We start from the raw sequence: 26,723 nt of genomic DNA, 5'->3' as shown, positions 1-26,723 counted from the left end.
TCGGAAGACATGGTTTCGGGGCGTTTATGTTATACTTCAATTAACCCAACTGATTAAGGTCGGTTCAAGCCGACGTTTGTTACTCGTAAGTCCACAACGGGGCATCCCTTATGCGGCAATACATGGCCGTGTGCGGATCTGGTGGCGGAGAGATATCGTGATACTCACGGCGAATAGCGCTCAAACCCTCACGGCGGCGCTTAATTCAGCTAAGGCTGGGGATACGATCCTTCTTGAGGCTGGCAATTACTCGAACGTCCAGATCAAGAACTTCGTGTTCGACGGGACGGTGACCATCGCCTCGAAGGATCCGGGCAATCCGGCGACCTTCACCGGCCTGGTGGTGACGGGCAGCGAGAACCTGTCCTTCCAGAACCTGCACATGGACTTCAGTTCACCGTGGACGGTCTGGAACGCTCAGATCGTCAACTCGAAGAACATCGAGCTGAACAATCTCGATTTCCATGGTTCGCTGAACGGCAACCCGGCTGACGACCAGAACGCGCTGCTGATCCGCAACAGCGAAGGCGTCAAGATTACGGGCTCGGAGTTCCAGGAGTTCTCCCACGCCGTCAGCATGATGGGCGGCAGCGGCGTGCGCATCGAGGGCAACAGCTTCCATGACCTGCGCTCCGACGGGGTGATGGGGGCGGGAACGTCGAACGTCCAGATCGTCGACAACGTGTTCACCGATTTCTTCCCGTCGGACGGCGATCATCCTGACGCCATCCAGTTCCTGACCCGGGGCACGACCGAAAAGGCCCACGACATCCTGGTCAGCGGCAATCTGATCACCCGCGGTGAGGGCGGTGTCATCCAGGGCGTGTTCGTCACCGACCAGATCGGCATCGGCTACGAGCGCGTCACTATCACCGACAACGTCGTCACTGGCGGGATGTACAACGGCATCATGGTCGCGCTGGCCAACAACGTGGTCATCGACGGGAATGTCGTGGCCTCGTACGGCGACCAGAAGTCCTGGATCCGCGTGGTCGACTCGACGAACGCTCAGTTGAGCAACAATCAGGCGGGGTCCTATGTCCTGCAGAACAACACCAACCTGACGCAGACGGGCGACATCGTCCTTCCCGCGATCACCGACCAGCAGGTCGCGAACCTGAAAACCTGGTTGGCTGCGAACACCGACATTTCCAGCACGCTGGTGAGCATGCTGGACGGTGCGGCCGTGCCGGTCGAGCCGACCACGCCGACGGTCCCGACCACGCCGACGGCGCCCACGACTCCGACCACGCCGACGGTCCCGACCACGCCGACCGCGCCGGTCGTTACCAATCCGGACCCGATCAAGGTCGACGTGATCGTGCTGACCGGCACGGCTGGCGACGATCGCCTGACCGTCAGCGGCAAGGCCAACATGCAGCTTGAGGGCGGCGCGGGCAACGACACGCTGACCGGCGGGGCGGGCGTCAACACGCTGATCGGCGGCGCCGGCGACGACGTCTATATTATCCGCGACAGCGACGACAGGATCGTTGAGGCCTCGGGCGGCGGGGCCGATGTCGTCTATGCCTACGTCAATCACACGCTGGCCGCCAACGTCGAGACGCTGAGGCTGCAGGAAGGCGCCACCGTCGGCGTCGGCAACGATCTGGCCAACAGCATCGTCGGCACGGGCCAGGCCGACAGTCTGTCGGGCCTGGGCGGCGACGACGATTTGCGTGGTCGCGACGGCGACGACACGCTCGTCGGCGGCGACGGCGCGGACAAGCTCTTCGGCGAAGCGGGCGGCGACCGCCTGGACGGCGGCGCCGGCAACGACAGCCTGTACGGTGGGGAAGGCAATGACGTCCTGATCGGCGGCGCCGGCAGCAACCGATTTGAAGGCGGGCCCGGAGCCGACACCATGGTTGGCGGCTCGGGGACCGACAGCTTCGTCTACCGTCCGTGGGACCTGGTCGATGTGGACAGGATCGAGGGCTTCTCCTCCGCGCAGGGCGACCGCATCCTGCTTGCGGAGCTGGACGCCAACCTCAAGACCTCCGCCAACGACAAATTCTCGTTCATCGGGACCAGCGCGTTCAGCGGCAAGGGCGGCGAGTTGCGGTTCCAGGTCATCAACGGCGACGCACACGTCTATGGCGACATGAACGGCGACCGCGTCGCCGACTTCGAGATAAACGTCGTGGGTGTCACCAAGCTCACGAGCGCCGACTTCATGCTCTGACCGAGCTGAAAACCGAGTTCGAACACCATCCCGCCGCTGCGTCCCCCGCAGCGGCGGGTTTTCTTTTGGTCGTCGCCAAAGTGAACTGAAGACTAGTTGGAGATTGCCCCGTTTCCGCCCCATTCAGGACATGTCCTGGTCGCGAATCGACAGGCAACATCCAATTATATGACAGTCTAAATTCGCGACATTTCAGGATTGTTGCGACGTTCCGTCACCTGGATGGGTGCAATCTGAGTATGTAGATAGACGCTCACATTCAGTGGCTTTGGTGCACGCAAGTGTATCGGACTTTGGCCACCAATAGTGAGGGTCTCCCTACGTGACTAATATTACTGTTAATAGTGCAGATTCGCTGCGTGCCGCTCTTACGACTGCTAAGTCGGGCGACACGATCCTGCTTTCGGCCGGGAATTACGGCAATGTTTCGTTGAAAGACATTGTCTTCAACGGCGAGGTGACGATCACCTCGAAGGATGCGGGTAATCCAGCGACCTTGACCGGTCTGACCGTGGCCAACAGCCAGGGCCTCTCGTTCGAGAACCTGCACATGGATTACAGCAATCCGTGGACCGTGTGGAACACTCAGGTCAACAATTCCAAGAACATCTCGTTCGACAACATGAACTTCCACGGGTCGTTGAACAACAACCCGGCCGATGATGAAAACGCCATGCTCATTCGTGGCAGCACGAATGTCACGGTGACCAATTCGGAGTTCTACGAACTCTCGCACGGCGTCAGCATGATGAACAGCTCCGGCGTGCGCATCGAAGGCAACAACATGCACGACATGCGCGCTGACGGCGTGATGTCGCTCGGCACCTCGAACGTGCAGGTGCTCAACAACTCCTTCCACGACTTTGCGCCGGCCACCGGCGACCACCCGGACGCCATCCAGTTCCTGACCCGCGGCGCCACCTCGTCGGCGGAGAACATCGTGGTCAGCGGTAACGTGATTGCACGCGGCGAAGGCGGCATCATCCAGGGCATCTTCATCACCGACCAGGCCGGCTACGCCTATAAGAACGTGACCGTGACCGACAACGTGGTCGCCGGCGGCATGTACAACGGCATCATGGTCTCCAACGCCAACGGCCTGGTTGTCGATGGCAACACCATTTCGCCCTACGGCGACATGACCTCCTGGATCCGGATCGCCGACTCGACCAACGCCAAGATCACCAACAACGAAGCCGGCAGCTTCATCCTTTCGGGTACGACGACGACCGCCAATAGCGGCAACGTCAAGATCAGCGCCCTGACGGCCTCCGACATCGCCAAGATCAATGCGTGGATCAAGGCGCACGAAGGTGAAGCTGGCGACATCTCGACCTTCCCGCTGCCGGGCGGCGCTCCGACTCCGGACCCGAAGCCTGAGCCGACCCCGGACCCCACCCCGGATCCGACCCCGACGCCGGATCCCACGCCGGATCCGACTCCGGATCCGACTCCCGACCCGACGCCGGATCCCGGTCCGGGCGAGGGCAATGGTTCGCTGACGGTGGTTAAGGGCACCTCGGGCGCCGACCGTCTGACGGTCAACGGCAAGGAGAACATGCAACTGGAAGGCGGCGCCGGTAACGACGTGCTGACCGGCGGCAAGGGCGCCAACGTCCTGATCGGCGGGGCCGGCAACGACACCTACGTGATCAAGGACGACGACGACAAGATCGTGGAATCCGCGAACGGCGGCGTCGACCAAGTCTATGCCTACGTCAATCACACGCTGGCCGACAACGTCGAGAACCTGAGGCTCTGGGAGGGCGCCACGTCGGGCACCGGCAACGCGCTGGCCAACGACATCTCCGGCACCACCAAGGCCGACAATCTGTCGGGTCTCGGCGGGAATGACGTCCTGCGCGGCCGAGAAGGTAACGACACCCTGTCGGGCGGCGACGGCAACGACCGCCTGCTGGGCGACGCCGGCGCTGACCGTCTCGAAGGCGGCAATGGCAATGACACGCTCAACGGCCTCGACGGCGACGACGTCCTGATCGGTGGAGCCGGCAACGACCGCCTGGACGGCGGCTCCGGCGCCGACACCCTGACCGGCGGCGCTGGTGCTGACAGCTTCGCGTTCCGCCCGACCGACCTGGCGGCGACCGATACGATCACGGACTTCTCGAAGGCGCAGGGCGACAAGATCCTGCTCAGCGAGCTGGACGCCAACACCAATACGGCGGCGAACGACAAGTTCGCCTTCATCGGGGCCAAGGCGTTCAGCGGCCAGGCCGGCCAACTTCGCTACGAGGTCACCAAGGGCGAAACTCACGTCTACGGCGATATGAATGGCGACAAGGTGGCTGACCTGCACATCAAGCTGACGGGCGTTCACAGCCTCGATGGCTCGGAGTTCGCACTCTAAGCAGTCTGCCTGGATCCCCCGAACCTGTCCTTAGGGCTCAGGTTCGGGGTGGTTCATCAAAGCGCCAAAGGGCGTGACGATCCTCGCGGTCGTCACGCCCTTTGCGTTTTGAACCTGCGTTTGCGGCGCTCCTTCTCGAGCAGGCCGTCGAGGAATTCCATCAGTTCGCTGGGATCGGTGGTCGCCAGAACTGGCGGCCGAGCCTTGATGCGAGCGATTGCGGCCGCCAGCTCGTCGACGTCGTTGGCCACCTCGATCAGGCCGCGGGCGGCGAACGCGCCAGTGATCTCGGCCTGGTGATTGTCGTAGTGCTCGCCTTTTTCTGGGAGGCGGGGGAAGGCGACCACGCGGCAACCCTTGCGTAGGGCGGTGATTAGCGAGCCGGTTCCGCCATGGCAGACAACGATGTCCGCGTCGGTGAGCAGGTCCTGAATTTTGTCGAATGGAAGCGTTTCAACCGCGGTGACCCCGTCTGGCCGGGCGGCGCCGACACCAGTCTGGATGACGACGTCTTCGGTCAGCCCACCTCGCGCCTTCAGTTCGGCGACCGAAGAGACCAGGCGCTCGAAGGGCAGGGTGGCGCCTACCGTGGCGAACAGAAGCGGCTTCTTTGGCGGCGGCGGGGTGTCGAGCATCCTGAACGGATCAAAGACCTTGGCGTTCGGGAAGTGCGTCGCCAGGGCCTTTGACTGCACGACCATGTCGTCTGCGATCGGCGCTGCGATGCGCGCGAACAGCGATGGGCGATCGAAGCGCGCGAAGGAGTCGATGACGACGGCGCGTGCGCCGCGCAGGCGGGCCCATGCGACGGCGAAGAACACGGCGCCGGCGCCCGTCGAGATCACCACATCAGGCCGTTCCCGCGCGATGATCGACGCCGAGCGGAAGAAGTTGCTGATTGCCGCGCGAACCATCCGCCAGGGCGCGCCCAGCCGCGCCTGGCCGATGGCCACGTGCGGGACGAAATGCGTGCGATGGCTCTGGGCGAGGGTCGCGCCTAGCGCAGTATCCTCCGTCACGAAGAAGTAGTCGTGCTTGGACCAGACGCTCTCTAGATCGAGCAGTTGGCGAACGTGCCCGCCCCCGGACGCGGCGAGGCATAGCCGGAGGCGACGGCCATCCGGCTTGGCTCCGTTCGCAGGCGCCGCATCCGAAATCACGACGTCTGAAACCGCCACCGTCTTGCCATCACTTTCCACGCGTGAAATCTCTCACTACCAGGCAGACATCTAAAGACGGGTTACTACGTGGCTCGATATTTGTCGGCCAGTCGCCGCTAAAACGCCGCGAAACTTTTCTTGTCGTAGGGAGACCACGCGCGGTCGGCGCAGTTCAGGGAAAGCAGTATGGCCTTGCCGGCGCCAGGTTGGCGAAGACCTCCTCGTTCAAGCACTCGTCGCGCAGCTTGCCGTTGAAGCTCTCGACGAAGCCGTTCTGCTGCGGCTGGCCCGGCGCGATGTAATGCCAGTCGACGCCGGTGCGGTTGGTCCATTCCAGCATGGCCCGGCTGGTCATCTCCGTGCCGTTGTCGCTGACGATCGGGCCTGCCGCGCCGGGCGATCAGGGCGTCGAGCTCGCGGGCCATGCGATGGCCGCCAATCGAGGTGCCCACGACCACCGCCAGGGCCTCGCGGGTGAAGTCGTCGACGATGCAGAGGGTCCGGAAGCGCCGGCCCCAGCTCAGCGTGTCGGCGACGAAGTCCAGGCTCTGCCAGGTCCTCCTCGCGGTAGAGCCGGAAGAGCTTATTCTTGTTCATGCTGACGCCTTCACGCTGCAGCAAGATGCCGAGCCGCCGGTAGCCGAAGCCGCGTTGCTCCGCCGCCAGCCCTCGAGCCGCTCGCGCACGTCCGCGTCACCCGGCTGGGTCACGCGACGCACGGTCTTCGGATCGACCTGGACCAGCCCGCAGGCGCGCCTCTGCGAGAAGCCGCGCTCCGCCATCAGGCGAAGCACGGCCTCACGGCGCGCTGCAGGCCCGATCAGTTTTTCCCAGAAGGTCCTTCAGCGCCGACACGTCCAGCATCGACTCCACCAGCAGCTTCTTCAGCCGCCGGTTCTCGTCCTCCAGCGTCTTCAGCTTCTGCGCGTCCGACATGCTCATCCCGCTGTACTTGGCCTTCCAGCGGTAGAAGGTCTGCTCGCTGATCCCGTGCCGCCGGCACACATCCGCAGTCGGGCCCCCGGCCTCCTGCTCACGCAACACGCCGATGATCTGCGCCTCGTTGAACCTGCTCTACTTCACGTCCGTCTCCTCTAGGTGACGGACTCTCACCCAGAACGCGGGATCAGGAAGGGGGCAGGTCAATATCGGCTCTGCCTACAGATCCAGACTTAGGTTCTCTGCAAAAAGGGCGGAACGCCGCGCGCATTTGCTAACCCGGCGCCCCAACCAGCCAGTCCATAACCGACCTGACGCCAAGCAGCACGCCGACCAAAGCGTAGGAAAATGAGCGCCAACGAGAAAATCGCGGCGACCGGCAATAATAACGGATACACGTCGCGCGTTGTTAGCATCTTGTTGCGTTCGTTTAGGTATATTGGCGTTCTAGGCCTCTTCCGAATCTGCTCATATGAACCTGTAGTAGATCCCGCATGATGAAGAACCATGGCGCCCTCCGCATATCCAAGACGAAGGCCGCGCCTTACAGCGCGTAAGCACCACTCCACTTCTTCGCAGTATAGAAAATACTCCTCGCGCATGCGGCCAGCGACTTCAAGGAACCGCCTACTAACAAGCATCGACGCGCCGTTCAGATAGTTTTGTTCATCCTCGATTCGGCGTGGATCTGGCTTGGCGGATGTTGGGCTGCCGTGGCCGATGGATTCGGCTCGCGCCATCCATCCTCGCCATCTGCCGCCGAACGACTGCACCCGCCCATCGGGAAGATAGACTGTCCCCCCGACGGCATCGCAGTCGCCGCGCCCAAGCCGCTCCACCGTGAGCTCAAGGGCTGTGGGATCCGGTTGAGTATCCGGGTTTAGGATCCACCATGCGTCGGCATCGGGCGTCGCTGAGATGCAGATGTTCACGCCACCTGCAAAACCCAAATTTCGTTCTGCCAAAATCACCTCGACCGGCTGCCCGCCCCGCAGCTTTTCCGGGAGTGAGGCCTTGAGCTGCTCAAAAGCTATGGGCCCGCCGTTCTCGCAAATTATCACCTCGAATGCAGTATGCGAGGATTGCTCTACCGCCCGGAGGCATCTCCTTATGTCCTCCGCGTTCTGAAAGGCGACAATGCAAATTGCTACGTGCGTGTTCATGAACGTGTGCCAGCCAATAGAGATATGGCATGCCAAGCGCGCCAGCTCCGGAGCTTGAACAACGTGCCGACTGCACGGCCGCGCTGTTCAAAGGAAGTCAACTGATCGCTTAAGAATATCCTTGGTGTGTGCACGACGGCTGAGAGCGGTAGCGCCAAGCTCCGGAGGAGCCACAGCAACTCACCAAACTGCCGCTCGCGATAAAGACCATAGGTTTCTAGATTCACGCGCTGCCACTTTACCCAGAGCGCGCTCCAATTATGGCGCGCTGGATGGCCGACTACGGCTCGCGGAGCGTACGCCAAGCGGTAACCCATACTCCGCGCGCGATGAGACCACTCGATATCTTCCGAAACGCCCACGCTAAAGCCGCCGACACGGTCAAACATCTCGCGCCTGCAGAACAGATTTCCCGCGCCAGCGAACCCTTTGCGCGTGACGTAAGACTTGAAGTCGAATGCGAAAACTCTTTCGAAGGCTTCGCTCCCTGTCATGCGCTGAAGGTCCTCAACCAGCACACACACGCGCCCCCCCACGAAATCGCAGCGTTCGAGCGCCTCGAGGCCCGCTTCGAGCCATCCTGGCTCGGGAACACAATCAGAATCGGTAAAGGCGAGAATGGGAGCAGTTGACACTCCCACTCCGCCGTTTCGGGCAGGTCCGGCCCCCTTCTCACTCACCACAACAAGTCTCGCGCGCTCGCATATGACTGCGCGAACGGCGTCGGGACCTTCTGGCGAGCCGTTGTCCGCAACAATGATCTCGAAGTCACTTGAAAGAGTCTGGTGTCGAAGCGCATCCAGACAAATATCCAACCGTTCTAGGTCGCTGTAGTGTGGTATAATCACACTGACCTTGGGGGCGCTGCTCATTAGCCGCATACTCATTGTACCGGGCCGCCCCCCTTAACCCAAAGCGCGGTGGTCATTCTGCCAAGCACCGACGTTGGCCGCCGTTGGGGCGAACGCAATCTCCAAACATCGTCCTCTATCAAGAGAGGCGCATTCTGAGGAAGCTCATTCATCGCGCTTCTCCACTAAGGCCGGAGCAGCTCCGTGCTGGACACCGGATTCAGACTAAGCAATTGATGTGGCACGACACACAGCACCGCTATTAAAATTTGCTTACGTGAGCAACCTCGACCTCGAGTGAGCGTCCGGTGACGTGACCCCTGAAACTCAGCCAGAAATAGCTAGAGTCCGCCCGACCAAAGGACGGACGAATGAAGCGATCAAGGTTCACGGAAGAGCAGATCATCGGGATCCTGCGCGAACGGGAGGCGGGCGTGGGTTGGCATTACATCGCCCCGGGCAAGCCCCAGCAGAACGGCTTCAACGAGAGCTTCAACGGTCGGCTGCGCGACGAGCTGCTGAACGAGACGCTCTTCCGCTCGCTGCCCCATGCCCGTGCTGTGCTGGAAGCCTGGCGGCGGGACTAAAACGAAGCCCGGCCGCACTCGAAGCTCGGCTGGCTGACGCCCAGGGACTACGCCAGAGCCATATCCGGAGAGTCCGGCCGGCACGCTGCGAACCCTGACCTCTCCGCGTGCCGGCCTCTTGCAACACCAGCCGAGCAAGGCTCAGATCAACCCAGGACCCTCGTTGTCGCTGGATGAGAAATGGGGGTCACGTCAACCGCTATCCAAGCATGGTCGCGGCGCCAGTGACGGCTCACAAGGTGGGGTTCACCGGACGCTCACTGGGAGGCGCTAGTTAACCGAACTGCTCATCAGCAGATTGTTCACAAACTCTAGCCTACTTTGTTAGTGCACGCGCAAATCGCGGGCGCTATCTCTCTGATGGGTTTTGGGCCTGTCAGAAGGCGTTACGAATTGGGGGGCACGCGCATGCATTACGGAAAGATCGTCTGTGGTAGTTTGCTTGGTGTTGCGGCGCTGACCACGCCCGCGCTCGCGCAGGAGACGCGAAGCGTTCGGTTCGGGGTGCAGGCGACGGTCATTCACGATAGCAACGTCGCGCGCTCGGACGCCGCGACCGCGGCCATTCGCGGCATTCAGCGCGAAGACACGATCTTCAGCCCAGCGGTCACCGCCGACGTACTGCTGCCGCTCAGCCGCCAGTCGCTCTTTCTTCGTGGCAGCGCCGGCTACGACTTCCACGACAAAAACACCCAACTCGACAGTGAGAACTTGGATTTGGAAGGCGGGATCAATCTTCGCTTCGGTCCGTGTGAAGGCCAGCTCGCCGCCGCCTTCCATCATGGTCAGGCCAATGTGCAGACCGTGACCCTGGTGGAATCCGAAAATGCGATCGAAACCAGCACGATCGGCGGAACGGTCGGCTGTACGCGGGGTACGGGCCTCGGTGTGACGGCCGCTGCTCACAAGACCTGGTCCGAAAACGGCAACGCCGTGGTGTTCCAAAATGACTCAGAGACCTGGGACGCCACCGTCGGCGTGACCTATTCGCGTCCCGCGCTGGGAACGTTCACGGTCTATGCCGGCTACTCCGACACCGACTATCCAAACCGGATCCTGCCGACCGCGTCCGGCGGCTACGAGAGCACGACCCTCGGCGTGTCCTTCGAGCGCCGGATCAGCAGTCGCCTGCAAGGCGTGATCAGCTACGGGTATACGACCGTCGAGACGGACAGCCTGGTCCCCGAGAGCGACTTCGAAGGATCAACCTGGAACGTCGCGCTGACCTATCGTCCCACCGAGCGGATGCGCGCGGAGATCAGCATGGGCCGGGCGGTGACGCCCGCGAACAGCATCGGCGGTCTCTACAGCATCTCCACGTCCTACCGTATCGCCGGCGATTATGCTCTTGGCTCGCGAATTGCAGTGTCGCTCGGGACGGAGTTTGTGGACGACGAAACGGACGGCTCTTTCGCCTCTGTGTTCCCGGTGCTGACGGATTCCCAGAGCTACGCCGTGTTCGGGGGCATCACGTTTGCGCAGAGCGAGCGGATCCGTTGGTCCCTGAATGCGCGTTACGAGGATCGGGACGCCAACGCCCCGCAATATACCTATGATCGGACTGTCGTCGCGCTTGCGGCGGGGGTCGCGTTTTAATCGGACTGAGGCCTGACCATGCGCAATAGCCTGCCCAAACTGATCGTCACTATCGGCGCCGCCCTCGCCGTGCCGCTGAGCGTGCAGGCGCAGACGAACAGCCCCGCGGCAGGCCCGGCCATGGCTCCAGCCGTCGCTCCGTCCGTGGCGGCGCCCGACGCGCAGCCGGCGCCGTCGCCTGACTACATCCTGGGGCCAGATGACGTCGTCGACGTCGAGGTCCTGGGCCGGGCTGACTTCAAGACCCGGGCGCGGATCGGCGCCGACGGCACCATCCAGCTGCCGCTGATCGGCCGCATCGCGGCCGGCGACCGCACGGCCCGTGCGCTGAGCGAGCAGGTGCGGGCGGCGCTGCAGGCGGGCGGCTACTTCGCCAGCCCGATCGTCAATGTCGAAGTAGTTTCGTACTCGAGCCGCTACGTGACGGTGCTGGGCGCGGTCACGTCGCCGGGCCTTGTCACGGTCAACCGTTCGTACCGCTTGTCTGAAATCCTGGCGCGGGTCGGCGGGGTCAACTCGTCCGGCGCCGACTATATCATCCTGCGTCCGGCCGACGGCAGCGCTGAGAAGCGCCTGCTGATCAAGGATCTGGCGACGGGCGATCCCTCGCAGGATCCGGTGGTCGCGGCCGGGGATAAGATCTTCGCCCCGCAAGCCGAGCTTTTCTACATCAGCGGCCAGGTCAATTCGCCGGGTTCCTATGCGGTGGCCACGGGCCTGACCTATCGGCTGGCGATCGCCAAGGCCGGCGGCCTCGGCCCGGCGGGCTCCGACCGGCGGCTTAAGGTCACCCGCGCTGGCGAGAAGCTGAAGGTCAATCTCGACGACAAGGTCGAGCCGGGCGACGTAATCGTCATCGGCGAGCGTTTGTTCTAAGGCGGCTTTGGGGGCCGGAGACAGGCTATGAGCATAATCCAGTTCCTGCGGATCCTCTGGGCCCGGCGGTGGGTGACCATCGCCGCGACGGTGAGCTGCGTCCTCGGCGCGTTCATCGTCACTCTGATCGTCCCGCCGCGGTACTCGGCCTATTCGCGGGTCATGATGGACCTGGTGAAGCCGGACCCGGTGACCGGTCAGGTCACCGCCGCGCCGAGCTTCGCGCGCGCCTATACCAAGACCCAGATCGAGCTGATCAAGGACTATCGGGTCGCCGGCCAGGTCGTCGAAGACCTCGGCTGGTTGCAGGACCCCAATCTGATCACCCAGTACGACATGCGCGGACCGGGCGACGACCGCGACTTCCGCCGCTGGGCCGCCCAGCGCGTGATCGACGGCACCTCGGCCTCGCTGATCGAGGGCAGCAACATCCTCGAGATCAGCTACACCTCGAATTCTCCGGAATCGGCGCGCACCGTCGCCGACGCCCTGCGTAAGGCCTATATCGACACGAGCCTGGCGTTCCGCCGCGAGGGCGCGCGACGCACGGCTGAGTGGTACGATGAGCAGACGGTGAAGGCCAAAAACGTGCTGGTCGCGGCCGAAGCTGCCAAGACCGCCTACGAAAAGCAGACCGGCATCGTGCTGCAGGACGGCGGTCCCGACATCGAAAGCGCGAAGCTGAGCGCGCTGGCCCAGGCTTCGGCCGCGTCGGCCGCTCCGGTGATCACCGGCCCGTCGGCCGCATCGCTGCAACTGGCCCAGATCGACGCCTCGATCGCTCAGGCCTCGCGCGTGCTGGGCCCGAACCACCCCGATCTGATCGCCATGCGCCAGCAGCGCAACGTGATGGCCCAGCAGGTCGCGCAGGAGCGGTCCGCCGCCTCCGGCATGGCTGGGGCCAACGCGGTCAGCGCCGGCGCCCTGGAGCGCCAGAAGAGCAAAGTCATCGGTCAGCGTGACCAGGTCGAGCGTCTGCGCCAGCTGCAGGCCGAGGTCGATCTGCGCCGCGCCCAGTTCGAGAAGGCCGCCGCCCGCACCGCCGAGTTGCGCCAGGAAGCCGAGGTCGGCGAAACCAACCTGGTTCCGCTTGGCAGCGCGGTGACGCCGCAGAGCCCCAGCTTCCCCAACATGCCGCTGATCATGTTCGGCGCCCTTGGCTTCGGCCTTGGCTTCGGGGTGCTGGTGTCCCTGCTGATCGAACTGTTCGGCCGCCGCGTCCGCGGCGCCGAGGATGTCACCGCCATCATCGACGCACCGCTGCTGGCGGTGATCGCCGGCCCGCGTAAGCCGCGGACCTTTATGGGCTTCTCGCTGCCCTCCGGCGGCGGCGCCCGGGGACCGGCGCGTCGCAAGCTCGCGAACGCATGAGCAAGGAAACGCAAGTGCCTCGGACCCATGAAGCCGCCCCTGTCGGCGGCGCCTCGATCGGCGAGACGAGCCTTCCCAGGAGCGGGGAGGGCGCCTTCGCCTTCGCGCCCTCGGTCGTCAGCCTGTCCGCGCCGCACGGCGAGCAGGCCGAGGCCATTCGCACCCTGCGCACGCATATCATGGCCCAGCACGTCGACGACGGCCGTCGAGGCTTGGCGATCTGCGGCCCGAGCGTCGGCGTGGGCTGCACCTTTACGGCCGTCAATCTGGCGGTGGCGCTGTCGCAGATTGGCGTCAACACTCTGCTGATCGACGGCGACCTGCGCCATCCGACCGTTCAGGACCTTATTCGCCCGGCCAAGCCGGTCATCGGCCTGCGACAGGCGCTGAGTTCGGAAGAACCGCTGGACGGCGTCATCCAGTCGTCGGTCCTGCCGGACCTGTCGATCATGTTTTCGGGGGGCGCAGCCCCTGACGCGCAGGAACTGCTCGCCAGCGACCGGTTCAAGGACCTCGTCGACCAGCAGCTGCGCGACTTCGACATGACGATCATCGATACCCCGGCCGCCAACAGCTGCGCCGACGCGCGGCGGATCAGCACTGTGGTCGGCTATAGTCTGATCGTGGTTCGGCGAAATCGCAGCTTCATCGGCGACATGCAGGCCCTGGCCGCCCAACTGAACGAAGACCGCGCCCGCATTGTCGGCACGGTGATGAACGAAGGCTGATCAGTGGCCTCCGCAGTATCAGATAACGCGCCGCGTTCCGGCCTGGCGGTCACCGGCGCTTGGGTGATCGCGCTGGGTATGGCGCTGCTGGCGATCCCGACGATCGCCACACTGGGTGAGCAGGTTTGGTCGCAGGAGTCCGGCGCGCACGGCCCAATCGTGCTGGTCACCGGCCTGTGGCTGCTTTGGCGCAAGCGTGACGAGATGCGGGCGGCCGCGGTCCCGGGCAGCGACTGGCTGACCATTCCGGCGATGACCGCCTCGTTGGCGCTCTACGTCTTCGGCCGGGCCTATGACTTCATCAGCCTCGAGGTGGTGGGGCTCTACGGCGTCGGCCTGTCGCTGCTCTACGCCTGCTTTGGCCTGCGGGTCCTACTGACCAACTGGTTCCCGCTGTTCTATCTGGCCTTCCTGGTTCCGCCGCCCGGCTGGTTCATGGACAGCATCACCGCGCCGCTGAAGCTGTTCGTTTCGTTCGCGGCCACCGAAGGCCTGCAGGCCGTGGGCATTCCGGTGTTCCGGGAGGGCGTCACGCTGATGATCGGCCACTATCAGCTGCTGGTGGAGGACGCCTGCTCGGGCATGAACTCCATCACCGGACTGGTGGCGATCAGCCTGTTTTACATCTACCTGCTGCGCAATGCGTCCTGGCGCTACTCGCTGTTCCTGGTCGCTCTGGTGATCCCGATCGCCATCGTGGCCAACATCATCCGGATCGTCGTGCTGGTGCTGCTGACCTACTTCTTCGGGGACGCCGTGGCCCAGGGTTTCCTCCACATGGCCGCCGGCATCTTCCTGTTCGTCACGGCCCTGCTGCTGGTCTTCGCGGTCGACAACCTGATGTCGCGACTGCTGAAGTTGAAGGGAGCGGGGGCATGATCGGGCGGCGCGAACTGCTGTTCCTCGGCGCCTGCGTGGGCGCCGCAGGGATCTCGTACGGGCTCAAGCCGCGCCGGCGCCTCAGCCTGGTGAAATCGGGCGAAAAGATCGAGGCGATCGTCCCGGTGCGCTTTGGCCAATGGTCGTCCGAGGACAGCGACGGTCTGGTGCAGCCGAACACCGAGGGGCTCGCCGCCACGCTCTACAGCGAGATGGTCAGCCGCATTTATCGCGACCTGGAAACCGGTGAGCAGGTCATGATGCTGATCGCTTACGGCGATACCCAGAGCGACCTTCTGCAACTGCACCGGCCGGAGTCCTGCTATCCGGCGTTGGGCTTCGAACTGCAGTCGGTGCGCGCCGGCGAAATGGCGCTGCCGGGCGGAGCGGAGCTGCCGGTGCGCCGCATCGTCGCCAAGGGCGCCGACCGGGTCGAGTACGTCACCTACTGGACGCGGATGGGCGAGTACTTGCCCAAGAGCGCGGGCGACCAGCGCTCCGTTCGCCTGAAGACGGCGATGGAAGGCTACGTCCCCGATGGCGTGCTGGTGAGGTTTTCCGCGCTTGGCTCGGATCCGCAGACGGCGTTCGCGCTGATCGACAGGTTCGTGCCCGCGCTGCTGGCCGCCACGCCGGCTTCGCGTCGCAATGCGCTGATCGGGACGCAACTAGCGAGCGCCATCAAGGCCTGACGGCCCCGACGGGGACGCCCTGGACGGGGGCCATCGAATGACGGGCGGGGACGCCCGGGCGGCGCCCGCTCACGCTGCGGAGGTACTGGAGTTGAGAGTAGACGCGATGGGGAACAAGGCGATCAAGATTGGCCTGCTGTGGCATTCGCCGAACTCCGGAAATCTGGGCGTCGGCGCCTTGACCGTGGCGAACATGGCCATCGCGCGCACGGTCGCGACGGAAATGGGTCTGGCGCCGCGTTTCACCATCATCGGCATGCGCGATGATGGGGCGGCGTACGTGTCGCCGACTGAGGCTGAACGCTTCGTCGTCAACACCAGCACTTTGCTGAACCCCAGCGGGGCGTTGCGAGTCATCGCCGATCAGGACTGCATCCTGGACATCGGGGCGGGGGACAGTTTCGCCGACATCTACGGCCTGCGTCGCTTCATGTTCCTGTGGCTGACCAAGATGCAGGCGGTGGCCGCGCGAACGCCGCTCGTGCTGTCTCCGCAGACGATCGGCCCGTTCACGCGCTCGCCCTATCGCCAATTAGCGTCGGTGGCTCTGAAGCGGGCCGACAGCGTTCTGACCCGTGATCAGCCCTCGCTCGATGTGCTCCGTCACCTGGCTCCGGCGGTCAGGGGGAACTTGTCTGTGGATGTGGCGTTCGCCTTGCCCTACGTCGATCGCAGCAGCGAGCGCGGGGGGGCACGCCTGCGCGTAGGCGTCAATGTGTCGGGCCTGTTGTTCAATGAGGCTGAAAGCGGCCGCAACCGCTTCGGTCTCAGCATCGACTATGCGCTCTTCATGCGCCGGTTCCTCGGCCGACTGGCGACACGTGACGACGTCGAGGTGCATCTCGTCCCCCACGCGACCGCCGAGGCCTATGCCTGGGACGACGATGGTCGGATCGCGGACAAACTTGCGACGGAATTCCCCAGCACGCTTCGAGTCGGGAACTTCACAAATCCTTCCGACGCTAAATCGTATATTTCGAGCCTGGACTTCCTTGTCGCGGGCCGGATGCATGCCTGTATCGCAGCCTTTTCCACGGGCACGCCGGTGGTGCCCGTGGCCTACAGCCGAAAGTTCAGCGGGCTATTCGGTTTGCTGGAGTACAACTGGATGATCCCCACCTCGGGTGTCGAATTGGAGGCGGCGCTTGGGTACCTGGAGGACTGCCTAGATCGGCGGCAGGAAATGGCGGCGGATATCAAGGGCGGAATGCGTGAGGTGGATAATCTGCTCGGCGTTTACAGGACGGAGTTGCGTCGGATTTTCGAGGCGGCCACGGCCTGACTGAGGCGCGAGCCGGGGCGCTGGGTGAACCCCGGCGTGAGTGCAGATGAGACGTCAGTCGCAGTGGCGGTTGGCTTGATCGAAGGTTGAGGGCGCAGTCATTCGCCAAGGCACCAGAGCATATGTCGCCGCGTCGGTCCTCGCGCAGGTGTGCTCGTTGGCGCGCTACACCATCATGGTGCGGCTGCTCGGCCCCGAACAACTCGGCCTCGCGGCGCTGTTGATTTTGACGTCGTCGTTCTTTGAGTCGATCAGCGACAACGGCAGTGATCGGTTTCTGATTCAAGATCGCGACGGCGACAAGCCGACCGTGCAGAGACTCGTGCAGCTGGTCTTCGTCGGCCGCGGCATATTCATCTCGCTGGGGCTGCTCATCGCCGCCTATCCGACGGCGCTGATCTATGATGAGCCGGCGCTTGCCTCCGGACTGATGATCTTGGCGATCGCCCCGTTGATCGGCGGCTGGATGCACCTGGACTTCCGGCGAGCGCAAAGGGCGCATGATTTCCGGCCCGAGGCGCTTGGCATCGCGCTCGCTGAGCTGGCCAGCACTGCGGCGATCATCATCGCGGCTTACTACACGCGCGATTTCACGGCGATCCTGTACGGACTCATCACGCGTCCCGTGGTGCAGGTGATCGTCTCGCATCTCACGGCCAAGCGGCCCTACGCCATCGGCTACTCGAAGGAATATGCGAGGCGGCTGGCGATGTTCGCCGGTCCGCTGGTCGTCAACGGCTTGCTTCTGTTCATCGGATCGCAAGGCGACCGCGTGTTGATCGGCCACCAACTGGGGGTCACCGCGCTTGGCCATTACACGGCGGTTCTGCTGCTCGTCAGTTCGCCCGCAGCGATGGTCATTCGCATTCTTGGGGCCACCAATCTGCCTGTGATCTCGGCCGCTCGGGGCGACCCGATCTTGCTCAAGCAGGCGGCGGACCGGCTAGCGGGCCGGGCGGTGCTATTGGGGCTCGGCATCGCGGCTGGCTTCGCACTTGTGGCGCCCACCGCGGTCGACTTGCTCTATGGTCAGGCCTTCCACCTTCCGGCGACCGTGATCGCCTTGATCGGCATGCTGCAGGCCGCGCGGTTCATCCGACTGTGGCCGACCAATGTGGCGCTCGGTGTCGGGGCAAGCCGCATCGTCATGACCAACAACATCGCGCGACTTGTGGCGATGCCCGCGGCGATCCTCGGCTTCATGACGCTAGGCGGTCTGCCTGGCGTGCTGGCCGGCTTCATCTTGGGCGAGTTCACCGCCATGATCGTCGCCTTGGCGCTGCTCAACCGTCAGGTCGGCTTCCCGGCCTGGGACGGCTGGGATCGCGTGGCGGCCTTCGCCGTGGCCTTTGCGGCGATCTATGCTGCTGCGTCGGCGGTCGACGCCGGCCACTACCCGGCCGCCGCCATGCTCGCCGCCTTGCTGGGCGGCCTCGCCATCCTGGTGGTGCTGCGCGAACGGGAAACGATCGGCGAAGTGGTCGGCCTGCTGCGGACCCTAAAGCCCGCTAGCCGCTGACCGGCTGGCTCCGGCGCCAGGCCTCGAGGGCCGCGACGCTAGGATTGTTGACCATGTCGCCTTGGCGCTGCACCAGCCGGCGCAGTTCGGAGTGTCGAGCTCCCACCAGCGGGTGGCGTCGATGGCCGCGGCCAGCTCTGGGTCGAAGCGATCGCGGATTTTGCGCGCCGGATTGCCGACCATCACCGCATAGCGCTCGACGGTTTTGGTCAGGATGGCGCCGGCCCCGATCACCGCCCCACGGCCAATGAACTTGCAGCTCGGCAGGATCACCACGTTATGCGCCACCCAGACATCGTCCTCGACGATCAACGGTTCGTCCCAGGTGATATCGGCGTCGACCACGCCGAACTTCTTCTCGTAGAGCGCCGGGTGGGTGGTCAGGGCCTCCAGCGGGTGGTTGATCGGCGCGGAGCGCACGGTGTTGGCGAACGAGCAGTAGCGCCCGATGCGGGGATCGGGCCTGGCATGCGCCACTGGTCGAAGCAGCCGTAGGAGTACATCCCGATGTCGATGTCGTAGCGCTCGCGGAACAGCTTGCGCAGGGCCAGATTGTCGAACTGGCGCCGCTTCATCAGGTAGAGCCTGAGCTGGAAGACGGCGGCGTTTAACAGTCCGAGCATATCGAGCCATCTATGGTGTCAGACGGCGTCCACGAGGACGTCCAATCTAGTCTAGCTCCCTCGCCCTGAGGAATGGATTCCGGCCTCGCGGAGGCACGCGCGCGCGCTCCCGCAATTTCGCCCCAAGCTGCCCATATCCGGCGTCGGCGCAATCGCGATGACGCGTAGGCCCCGACGCGCTATCGAGGGGCGTGTGAGGACAAGGTTGGAAGTGTTGAAAGTCGATTCGCCGCCGCGACGGGACGAGAGCGTGGATCCTCGGGATGAAACCCCCTTCGAGAGCCTCGATGCTGCTGGGGCATGGTTCGACCGCTGGGTGCGGGAAGCTGCGCTGCCGCTGTGGTGGGAGCGGGGAGCCGATCGCGAGCGCGGCGGCTACTATGAAGCGCTGAGCATCGCCGGCGAGCCGCGGCCAGGGCCGCGCCGCGCGCGTGTGCAGGGTCGCCAGACCTACGTCTTCGCCACCGCTGGCGCGATGGGTTGGGACGGCCCTTGGCGCGAGGCGGCCTGGCATGGGATGGACTTTTTCCTGGAGCGCTATCTGCGGCCGGACGGGCTGTTCCGCACCCTGGTGGGGCTGGACGGCGAGCCGCTCGACGACACGCCGATGCTCTACGACCAGGCATTCGCTCTGCTGGGCACGGCGACCCTGCACCGGGTCGATCCGGAACGGATGGATCTGCGCCAAATCGCGCTCGGCGTGCTGAACGGCCTCGATGCGATGCGCAATCGAGCCGGCGGCTTCGTCGAGAACATTGCGTATCCCTATCAGGCCAACGCCCACATGCACCTGCTGGAAGGTGCGCTGGCCTGGGCCGAGAACGACGGTGGCGTTTGGGACGCCATGGCCGACGAGATCGTAGAGATGGCGCTGCGGGTCTTCATCGACCCGAAGGGCGGCTTCCTGCGCGAGTTTTTCGACGCCGTCTGGCGGCTGGTGGATGGCGACGACGGTCGCCTGGTCGAGCCGGGGCACCAGTTCGAGTGGGCTTGGCTGCTGGAAAAATGGGGACGCCTGCGCGGCCGCGAGGACGCCCTGGCCGCGGCCCGCGGCCTCTATGACGCCGGCCGGCGGGGGATCGACCCGGGCCGCCAGGTGGTCATGAACGAGCTGTGGGACGACTTCTCGGTGCGCGAGGCGACTGCTCGCCTCTGGCCGCAGACCGAGCACCTGAAGGCTGAGCTGCTGTTCGGCGACGAGGCCGGCAAGATCGCGGCGGCCGAGGTGCTGCGCCGCTATCTGCAGACGCCTGCGGCTGGCGCCTGGCGCGACAAGCTGCGGCCCGACGGAACCTTTGTCGACGAGCCGGCGCCGGCCACGTCATTCTACCATATCCTCTGCGCCTGCACGGAGCTGTTCCGGGCGACCGGACGCTAGGAGACCTATCGGCGATGCTGCAGAACCCCTTCACCCGCACGCCGGCCGCGATCGGCGTGATCGGTCTTGGCTATGTCGGGCTGCCGCTGGCGGTGGCGCTGGCCGAAAAGTATCCGGTGGTCGGGTTCGACATCGACGCCGAGCGGATCGCCGAGCTGCAGGCAGGGCACGACCGCACGCTGGAGACGTCGGCTGAGGAGCTGGCTGCGGCGGCTGGCCTGGCCTTCGCCGACGACGAGGCGGCGCTGAAAGACTGCAACGTCTTCATCGTCACGGTCCCGACCCCGATCGACCGCTACAAGCGCCCGGACCTCACGGCGCTGTTGTCGGCCAGCCGCACGGTAGGCCGGGCGATCGCCAAGGGCGCGGTGGTGATCTTCGAATCCACCGTCTACCCGGGTGCGACCGAAGAAGACTGCGTGCCGGTGATCGAGGCCGTCTCGGGACTGAAGTTTAATTCGGACTTCTTCGCCGGCTACAGCCCGGAGCGGGCCAATCCGGGCGACCGTCAGCATCGGCTGTCGACCATCATCAAGGTGACCGCAGGCTCGACCCCGCAGGCCGCGCAGTTCGTCGACGCGCTGTACGCCGCGGTGGTTCAGGCCGGCACCCATCTGGCCAGCTCGATCCGCGTGGCCGAGGCCGCGAAGGTGATCGAAAACACCCAGCGCGACCTGAACATCGCGCTGATCAACGAGTTCGCGCTGATCTTCAATCGACTGGGCATCGACACCCAGGAAGTTCTGGCCGCGGCCGGCACCAAGTGGAACTTCCTGAAGTTCACCCCCGGCCTGGTCGGGGGCCACTGCATCGGGGTCGACCCGTACTACCTGACCTCCAAGGCCGAGGACGCCGGCTACCACCCGCAGGTCATCCTGGCCGGACGCCGGATCAACGACGGCATGGGCGGCTACATCGCCCAGGAGCTGGTCAAGACCATGATCCGCCGCGAGATCCAGGTGCGCGGGGCGCGGGTGCTGGTGATGGGGCTGACCTTCAAGGAGAACTGCCCGGATCTGCGCAACACCCGGGTCATCGACATCGTCCGCGAGCTTGGCGAGTACGAAATCGCAGTCGACGTCCACGAGCCTTGGGCCGATCCGGCCGAGGCCGAGGCTGAATACGGTGTCGCGCCGGTCGCGACGCTGGAGCAAGGCGCCTACGACGCTATCGTGGTCGCCGTGGCTCATAACGAGTTCAAGGCGATGGGCGTCGAGGCGATCCGCGCCTTGGGCAAGCCCGGCGCGGTGCTCTACGACGTCAAGGCGATGTTCCCGCAGGGGGCGGCGGACCTGCGGCTCTAGCGGGCCGCTTGCCAGGGCGCGGAACCCTGTTATCGACTAAGCCATCGACGCGGCGGTGAGGGACCCTTCCGGATGGAACGACTTGGCCAGTTTTCCCTGCCGTTCCTGGCGGCCTGCATCATCGGCCTGATCGTCTGGTCGGTGCTCGACGAGCGTCGCGCAACGCGCGAGGCCGCCCGACGCGAGAAGGAAGAAGCGGCGGCCGCCCGCGACCGAGCCCGCGGCCGCTGATTCTCAGTTCGATCCGACGCGGTAGTAGTCGAGATACCAGTCGACGAAGTTCGACACCCCGACTTCGATCGGCGTGGAGGGGGCGTAGTCCAGCGCGGCCTTGGTGTCGGTGACGTCGGCTTCCGTGCGCGTCACGTCGCCGGGCTGCATCGGCAGCAGGTTCAGCTTGGCCTTACGGCCCAACTTCTCTTCCAGAACCTCGATGTAGCGCATCAGCTCGACCCGCTGGCTGTTGCCGAGGTTGAGGATGCGGTACGGCGCGACGCCGCTGGTGGCGGGATCGGGGGCCATCGCGTCCCAGTTCGGATCGATCTGCGCCGGGCGGTCGAGCGCGGCGACCACGCCGGAGACGATGTCGTCCACATAGGTGAAGTCGCGCTGCATCCTGCCCTGGCCGAAAACGTCGATGGGCTGGTCGTCCAGGATCGCCTTGGTGAACTTGAACAGGGCCATGTCCGGCCGGCCCCACGGACCGTAGACAGTGAAGAACCGGAAACCGGTCGACGGGATCCCGAACAGATGGGCGTAGGAGTGGGCCATGGCCTCGTTGGCCAGCTTGGTCGCCGCATAGAGGGTGATCGGGTGGACGGCGCTGTCGTGCACCGAAAACGGCAGTTTGCCGTTGGCGCCGTACACCGAGCTGGTCGAGGCGAACACCAGATGCTGGGCCTGCACCGCGCGGCAGCCTTCCAGGATGTTCCCGAAGCCGACGAGGTTGGCGTCCACATAGGCCGCGGGCTGTTCGAGGCTGTAGCGAACCCCGGCCTGGGCGGCCAGGTGGATCACCCGGTCGGGCTTGGCCTCGGCGAACAGCCGCGCCATGGCCTCGCGGTCGGCGAGGTCGATGGCGGCGTGACGGTAGCCTTCGCGGGCCTCCAGCCGCGCCAGCCGCGCCTGCTTCAGCGTCGGGTCGTAGTAGGCGTTGAGGTTGTCCAGGCCCACCACAGTGTCGCCGCGGTCGAGCAGACGATGCGCGACATGGGAGCCGATGAAGCCGGCCGAGCCGGTGACCAGAATTATCGCCATATGGCCGAATTATACGTTCGGCGCGGCCACGTCACGTCCGCACCGCGCCGCAGGGGGCGTCAGGCGCTCGACACCACCCGCAGGGCCGGGGTCGAGGGCTTTTCGCCGCGCACCTGGGCCACGATGTCGAACAGCTTGCTGCGCACCTGGTCGACGTCGCCGCCCTGGGCCATGGCCTCCAGCTCGATCAGGTGGTTGGCGGTGATCCGCAGCGCAGAGGAGGAGACGACCTCCATGACCTTCGGTGCGCAGGGCAGGGAGCGCTCGGTCTCGTCGAGCAGCAACTCGGTGAGCTTTTCGCCGGGACGCAGGCCGGTCACCTCGATTTCGATGTCCTTGCCCGGCACGTGGCCGGACAGCGCGATCATCTGACGGGCCAGGTCCATGATTCGCACCGGCTCGCCCATCTCCAGCAGGAACAGGCGAGCGTGCTGAGTCTCTTCGCCCTCAGCCGAGTGCGCGGTGGCGTGCAGCACCAGCTGGGCGGCCTCCGGGATGGTCATGAAGAAGCGTTCGATGTTCTCGTGCGTCACCCGAACCGGCCCGCCGCGCTCGATCTGCGAGCGGAAGATCGGCACCACCGAGCCGGCTGAGCCGAGCACGTTGCCGAACCGGACCGCCGAAAAGCGGGTGCCTTGCCCCGACTGCTGGGCCTGGATGACCGCCTCGGCTAGGCGCTTGGTGGCGCCCATGACGTTCGACGGATCGACGGCCTTGTCGGTCGAGATCAGGATCATCTGCGCCGCGCCGCAGGCGCGCGCCGCTTCGGTCACGTTCCAGGTGCCGACGACGTTGGTCAGCACGCCTTCGCAGGGGTGCTGTTCGACCATCGAGACGTGTTTCAGCGCCGCGGCGTGGAACACCAGGTCCGGCTTCTCGCGCTGGAACGCCTGGTGCAGGCGATGAGCGTTGCGCACGTCGCAAAGCACGGCGGTGCGCGACAGCTGCGGCCAGGTCTCGGACATCTCGCGGTCGATCTCGAACAGCGAGGTCTCGGAGAAATCCATCAACGTCACGTGGGCGGCCCGGAACTGGGCGACCTGGCGCACCAGCTCGGCGCCGATCGAGCCTCCGGCCCCGGTGATCAGTACGCGGCGGCCCTGGATCAGCGCGCCGACCGCGGCGCGATCGAGCTCGATCGGGTCGCGGGCCAGCAGTTCCTCCACGCTGATCTCGCGCATCGGCAGCAGCGGCATGCCCTCGTGATGCGCCAGTTCGACGATCGAAGGGCGGCGCAGCAGGCGGATGCCGTCGTTCTTGAGCTGGCCCAACTGGTCTGCGGTCAGGCCCTTCAGGCGGCCCGGTTCGTCGAGGAACAGGATGGCGCGCGGATAGCGGTTCCACCGGCGCAGGTCGGCCAGGGCGTCGTCCAGGTTGGCGAGGCTCTCGATGACGCAGACTCCGCGGACTTGTTGGCCGAGGTCGCGGGCGTCGGGGCTGACGATGCCGACCGGGGTCCAGGCTTGGTCATGCCGGCGCGCGGCGTCGCGCAGATAGGAGTCGGCCAGCGCCGGCGAGCCGATCAGCAGCAGCGACGGCGTGTTCGGCGCGCGGTCCTTGATGGTCTTGAGCGGCGAGAAGCTGTCGAGCGCGTGCTCGTGCATGGCGCGGCGCATCAGGCGCGCGCCCATCGAACCGCCCATCTGGAAGATCACGGCCATGGCCAGGGCCGAGCGCGGCAGGCCTTCGGCGCGATTGAGCACGAACACCAGCAGCAGGAAGACGCCAGCGGTGAGAAAGGCCGTGCGGGCCAGGACCAGGGCGTCCGGGATCGAGACGTATCGCCAGGGCGACAGCTCGCGGCGGAACAGCGTCGAAAACAGCGCGGCCAGACCGGTATAGATTCCGATCAGTTGAAGTAGCTTCAAGGCAGGAAGAGCAGGATCGACAGTATCCAGGAACTGACCAGAGGCCAGCAGGTACGCCAGGAAGAAACCGCCAGCTGCAATCAAGGCGTCAGCGACGATGGTCTGAGCCCGATTGGCCATCTGCTCCATGAATCGCGCTCCGCGTCCTGTCCGAAGGTTGGCAACATAGACGCGTCAACGCGACCGTCCAATGAAACTCCAAGGCGAGGTTTTCGCTCCGCAGGAGAACGATGTTTTTTTACCCTGTGGCCGAATTCCCGCAGTAGTCGCCGGGAATAAAGCAAGAGAGCCGCCCCGTCGCCGAGGCGGCTCTCCATTTCCTCAAATCTCGCGGCCTTTAGAAGGCGGCCTTGAGACCCAGAACGACGCGGCTCTCATAGAGGTCGCCGAAGTCGTGCTCGTTGGTGTCGTGGTAGCGCAGGTCCACGCCCAGGAAGTCGGTCAGCGCATAGCCGACGCCGAGGTTCCAGGTGGTGTAGTCGCCGTCATAGTCGACGTCCTGATGGCCGACGGCGCCCGAGACGCTGAACTTCTCGCCGATCGGGCTCGAACCGTTCAGCTCGACATAGGTCGCGTTGCCGGTGCCGCCGTAGAAGTTGTCCGACCAGAACACGGTCGCGCCGACCGTGGCCGGGCCGACCGGAACCGAGCCGGCCAGCTTGAATTCGACGAAGTCCTGGTCCGAGCCGGCCGGGGCGTTGATGTAGCCGTAGTATTGGATGCCCAGGTCGAGGGCCACCGGGCCGAGCTGCGGACGGATGCCGGCGTACAGGTCGAGTTCGAAGTCGGTGTCGTTGCCGGTGCCGAAGTCGACGTTGGACAGCCAGGTGCCGGCGTAGACCATGCCCACGGTGGCGTCGACGCCGCCGTAGATCTGCGGGCTTTCATCGGTTTGGCTGACGCCGCGCCAGACATAATCGGTGGCCGCGCCGACGTTGAACGAGAGGTCCAGCGGGCTTTCGTCCTGGGCGAAGGCGGCGCCGCTCATGGCGGCGGTGGCTGCGGCGGCCAGAAGCGCGGTGGTGAGAGTCTTCATTTGCGTTGTATCCCCATTATTCGATCAGGCTCCAGCTGACCGTCGAGCCGAGATCGCCATGCGGCCGACCGGCAGATCAACGTGAGCGGAGCTGATCACCTACGCTGGGTATTCGCTGTTTGATTTTTGAGCGTTAACAAACCCTGGCGCCGCGCTTTTGGGCGAATGACTGTGCCTTCGGCGCCACGGCTTCCCTGTGCGTCAGGGTTTCACCCCAGATTGCGTCAGCCTGCTGCTCAGCGCATGGCCATCGGCGCGTAGCCGAGGTGCGTGCCCGCATCGACCAGCAGAGTCTCGCCGGTGACGTGACGTGAGCCGGGCGAGGCCAGGAACACCGCGGCGGCGGCGACGTCCTCGGCGGTCGAGGCGGCCTTCAGCGGGGTGCTGGCGGCCGCGCCCTCGCGCATCTTCTGGGCGCGTTCGGCGCCGACGCCCTTGTCGAACCAGGGCGTGTCGATGAAGCCGGGACAGATCGCGTTGACGCGGATCTTCGGCGCCAGGGCGCGGGCCAGCGACAGGGTCATGGTGTTCATGGCGCCCTTCGAGGCGGCGTAGGGCACCGAGGAACCGATGCCGGCGACGCCGGCGATCGACGAGGTGTTGACCACCGCGCCCGGACGCTCGGCGGCCTCAAGCAGGGCGCGGGCGGCGCGGGTCATCTGGAAGGCGCCCACGACATTGACGCCGTAGAGGTTCAGGAAGTCCTCCGCGGACACCGCGTCGAGGTCGGCGTGGTTGGGCGCGAACTTGGTGACGCCGGCATTATTGAACAGCGCGTCGATGCGGCCGAACGGCTCGGCCGCCGCGGCGATCTTGCGGCAGTCGGCGTCATTGGCGACATCGCCCTGCACGAGCACCGCCTGAGCGCCGTGCGCTTCGACCAGGCGAGCGGTTTCCTTGGCCTCGTCGGCGCTGCGCGCGTAGTTGATGACCACGGCCCGGGCGCCCCGGCTGGCCGTCTCCACGGCGATGGCCCGACCGAGCCCCGTCGATGCGCCGGTGATCACCACTATGAAGCCTTCGAAATCGCCGCCGGACATGGCGTTCTCCCCATATGTCTA

Annotated in this window: 22 protein-coding genes and 2 pseudogenes; 14 read left to right on the top strand and 10 right to left on the bottom strand. The window is 65.0% G+C overall.

Annotated features, from left to right (window positions below; translation table 11 throughout):
• Window positions 1-157: 157 nt before the first annotated feature.
• Together OUA97_RS23340 and OUA97_RS23335 are read left to right on the top strand one after the other, a co-directional pair.
• On the top strand, window positions 158-2,185 hold the full coding sequence (locus tag OUA97_RS23340) for a calcium-binding protein (protein ID WP_323690517.1): 2,028 nt from the start codon (window positions 158-160) through the stop codon (window positions 2,183-2,185).
• A 430-nt stretch (window positions 2,186-2,615) separates the two neighbouring features.
• Window positions 2,616-4,553 carry a right-handed parallel beta-helix repeat-containing protein gene (locus OUA97_RS23335; protein ID WP_323690516.1) on the top strand — a complete coding sequence of 646 codons (1,938 nt, stop codon included), beginning with the start codon at window positions 2,616-2,618 and terminating at the stop codon, window positions 4,551-4,553.
• A 92-nt stretch (window positions 4,554-4,645) separates the two neighbouring features.
• On the opposite strand, the gene welK is transcribed toward OUA97_RS23335, so the two are convergent.
• The 4 genes and pseudogenes from welK to OUA97_RS03300 all read right to left on the bottom strand — a co-directional run bounded on the left by welK (window position 4,646) and on the right by OUA97_RS03300 (window position 8,687).
• Window positions 4,646-5,752 (bottom strand): beta-1,4-glucuronosyltransferase WelK, encoded by a 1,107-nt coding sequence (gene welK, locus OUA97_RS03315; RefSeq protein ID WP_267230394.1) that lies wholly within the window; start codon window positions 5,750-5,752, stop codon window positions 4,646-4,648.
• Between the two features lie 151 nt (window positions 5,753-5,903).
• A pseudogene (locus OUA97_RS03310) lies at window positions 5,904-6,766 on the bottom strand (transposase); the annotation flags it as partial.
• 119 nt (window positions 6,767-6,885) lie between these two features.
• Window positions 6,886-7,815: a glycosyltransferase family 2 protein gene (locus OUA97_RS03305; protein WP_267230393.1), complete on the bottom strand. Its 930-nt coding sequence runs from the start codon at window positions 7,813-7,815 to the stop codon at window positions 6,886-6,888.
• Window positions 7,812-8,687 (bottom strand): glycosyltransferase family 2 protein, encoded by an 876-nt coding sequence (locus OUA97_RS03300; protein WP_267230392.1) that lies wholly within the window; start codon window positions 8,685-8,687, stop codon window positions 7,812-7,814. Before OUA97_RS03300 ends, OUA97_RS03305 begins: the two co-directional genes overlap by 4 nt.
• 404 nt (window positions 8,688-9,091) lie before the next feature.
• On the opposite strand from OUA97_RS03300, the pseudogene OUA97_RS23395 reads away from it, so the two are divergent.
• From OUA97_RS23395 to OUA97_RS03255, 9 genes and pseudogenes are all read left to right on the top strand, one after another.
• Window positions 9,092-9,250 (top strand): annotated as a pseudogene (locus OUA97_RS23395) (integrase core domain-containing protein); the annotation flags it as partial.
• 411 nt (window positions 9,251-9,661) lie between these two features.
• Window positions 9,662-10,849 carry an outer membrane beta-barrel protein gene (locus tag OUA97_RS03290; protein ID WP_267230391.1) on the top strand — a complete coding sequence of 396 codons (1,188 nt, stop codon included), beginning with the start codon at window positions 9,662-9,664 and terminating at the stop codon, window positions 10,847-10,849.
• Window positions 10,850-10,867: 18 nt separating this feature from the next.
• Window positions 10,868-11,725: a polysaccharide biosynthesis/export family protein gene (locus tag OUA97_RS03285; protein ID WP_267230390.1), complete on the top strand. Its 858-nt coding sequence runs from the start codon at window positions 10,868-10,870 to the stop codon at window positions 11,723-11,725.
• A 27-nt stretch (window positions 11,726-11,752) separates the two neighbouring features.
• Window positions 11,753-13,096 (top strand): Wzz/FepE/Etk N-terminal domain-containing protein, encoded by a 1,344-nt coding sequence (locus OUA97_RS03280; protein ID WP_267230389.1) that lies wholly within the window; start codon window positions 11,753-11,755, stop codon window positions 13,094-13,096.
• Window positions 13,097-13,110: 14 nt separating this feature from the next.
• Window positions 13,111-13,824 (top strand): CpsD/CapB family tyrosine-protein kinase, encoded by a 714-nt coding sequence (locus OUA97_RS03275; protein ID WP_267230387.1) that lies wholly within the window; start codon window positions 13,111-13,113, stop codon window positions 13,822-13,824.
• A 3-nt stretch (window positions 13,825-13,827) separates the two neighbouring features.
• Window positions 13,828-14,703 (top strand): exosortase V, encoded by an 876-nt coding sequence (gene xrtV / locus OUA97_RS03270; protein WP_267230385.1) that lies wholly within the window; start codon window positions 13,828-13,830, stop codon window positions 14,701-14,703.
• On the top strand, window positions 14,700-15,395 hold the full coding sequence (gene epsI / locus OUA97_RS03265; RefSeq protein ID WP_267230384.1) for an exosortase-associated protein EpsI, V-type: 696 nt from the start codon (window positions 14,700-14,702) through the stop codon (window positions 15,393-15,395). Before xrtV ends, epsI begins: the two co-directional genes overlap by 4 nt.
• Before the next feature lie 106 nt (window positions 15,396-15,501).
• Window positions 15,502-16,677 (top strand): polysaccharide pyruvyl transferase family protein, encoded by a 1,176-nt coding sequence (locus tag OUA97_RS03260; RefSeq protein WP_267230383.1) that lies wholly within the window; start codon window positions 15,502-15,504, stop codon window positions 16,675-16,677.
• Window positions 16,678-16,777: 100 nt separating this feature from the next.
• A complete protein-coding gene (locus OUA97_RS03255; protein ID WP_267230592.1) occupies window positions 16,778-18,196 on the top strand; it encodes an oligosaccharide flippase family protein in 1,419 nt (472 codons plus the stop codon).
• Here OUA97_RS03255 and OUA97_RS03250 read toward each other — a convergent pair.
• Entirely contained in the window at window positions 18,176-18,616 is a 441-nt protein-coding gene (locus OUA97_RS03250; RefSeq protein WP_267230382.1) for a hypothetical protein, read from the bottom strand. The two genes, OUA97_RS03255 and OUA97_RS03250, sit on opposite strands and share 21 nt — an antisense overlap.
• Window positions 18,577-18,819 carry a hypothetical protein gene (locus OUA97_RS03245; RefSeq protein ID WP_267230381.1) on the bottom strand — a complete coding sequence of 81 codons (243 nt, stop codon included), beginning with the start codon at window positions 18,817-18,819 and terminating at the stop codon, window positions 18,577-18,579. The genes OUA97_RS03250 and OUA97_RS03245 overlap by 40 nt, the downstream gene beginning before the upstream one ends.
• 250 nt (window positions 18,820-19,069) lie before the next feature.
• On the opposite strand from OUA97_RS03245, the gene OUA97_RS03240 reads away from it, so the two are divergent.
• From OUA97_RS03240 to ccmD, 3 genes are all read left to right on the top strand, one after another.
• Window positions 19,070-20,197, top strand: a complete 1,128-nt coding sequence (locus tag OUA97_RS03240; protein WP_267230380.1) for an AGE family epimerase/isomerase — start codon at window positions 19,070-19,072, stop codon at window positions 20,195-20,197.
• Window positions 20,198-20,211: 14 nt separating this feature from the next.
• A complete protein-coding gene (locus OUA97_RS03235) occupies window positions 20,212-21,501 on the top strand; it encodes a nucleotide sugar dehydrogenase (protein WP_267230379.1) in 1,290 nt (429 codons plus the stop codon).
• Between the two features lie 72 nt (window positions 21,502-21,573).
• Window positions 21,574-21,732, top strand: a complete 159-nt coding sequence (gene ccmD, locus OUA97_RS03230; protein WP_267230378.1) for a heme exporter protein CcmD — start codon at window positions 21,574-21,576, stop codon at window positions 21,730-21,732.
• A 3-nt stretch (window positions 21,733-21,735) separates the two neighbouring features.
• Here the strand turns inward: ccmD and OUA97_RS03225 are convergent, their stop codons facing one another.
• The 4 genes from OUA97_RS03225 to OUA97_RS03210 form a co-directional block, all read right to left on the bottom strand.
• Window positions 21,736-22,758, bottom strand: a complete 1,023-nt coding sequence (locus OUA97_RS03225) for an NAD-dependent epimerase (protein WP_267230377.1) — start codon at window positions 22,756-22,758, stop codon at window positions 21,736-21,738.
• 59 nt (window positions 22,759-22,817) lie between these two features.
• A complete protein-coding gene (locus OUA97_RS03220) occupies window positions 22,818-24,746 on the bottom strand; it encodes a polysaccharide biosynthesis protein (protein WP_267230376.1) in 1,929 nt (642 codons plus the stop codon).
• 217 nt (window positions 24,747-24,963) lie between these two features.
• Window positions 24,964-25,662: a TorF family putative porin gene (locus tag OUA97_RS03215; protein WP_267230375.1), complete on the bottom strand. Its 699-nt coding sequence runs from the start codon at window positions 25,660-25,662 to the stop codon at window positions 24,964-24,966.
• Between the two features lie 236 nt (window positions 25,663-25,898).
• A complete protein-coding gene (locus OUA97_RS03210; RefSeq protein WP_267230374.1) occupies window positions 25,899-26,702 on the bottom strand; it encodes an SDR family NAD(P)-dependent oxidoreductase in 804 nt (267 codons plus the stop codon).
• Window positions 26,703-26,723: the final 21 nt, after the last annotated feature.

The organism is Phenylobacterium sp. 58.2.17, from assembly GCF_026411515.1.
GTDB lineage: Bacteria > Pseudomonadota > Alphaproteobacteria > Caulobacterales > Caulobacteraceae > Phenylobacterium.
The sequence above is the reverse complement of the archived record's forward strand: the minus strand, read 5'-3'. Positions and strand labels throughout refer to the sequence as shown.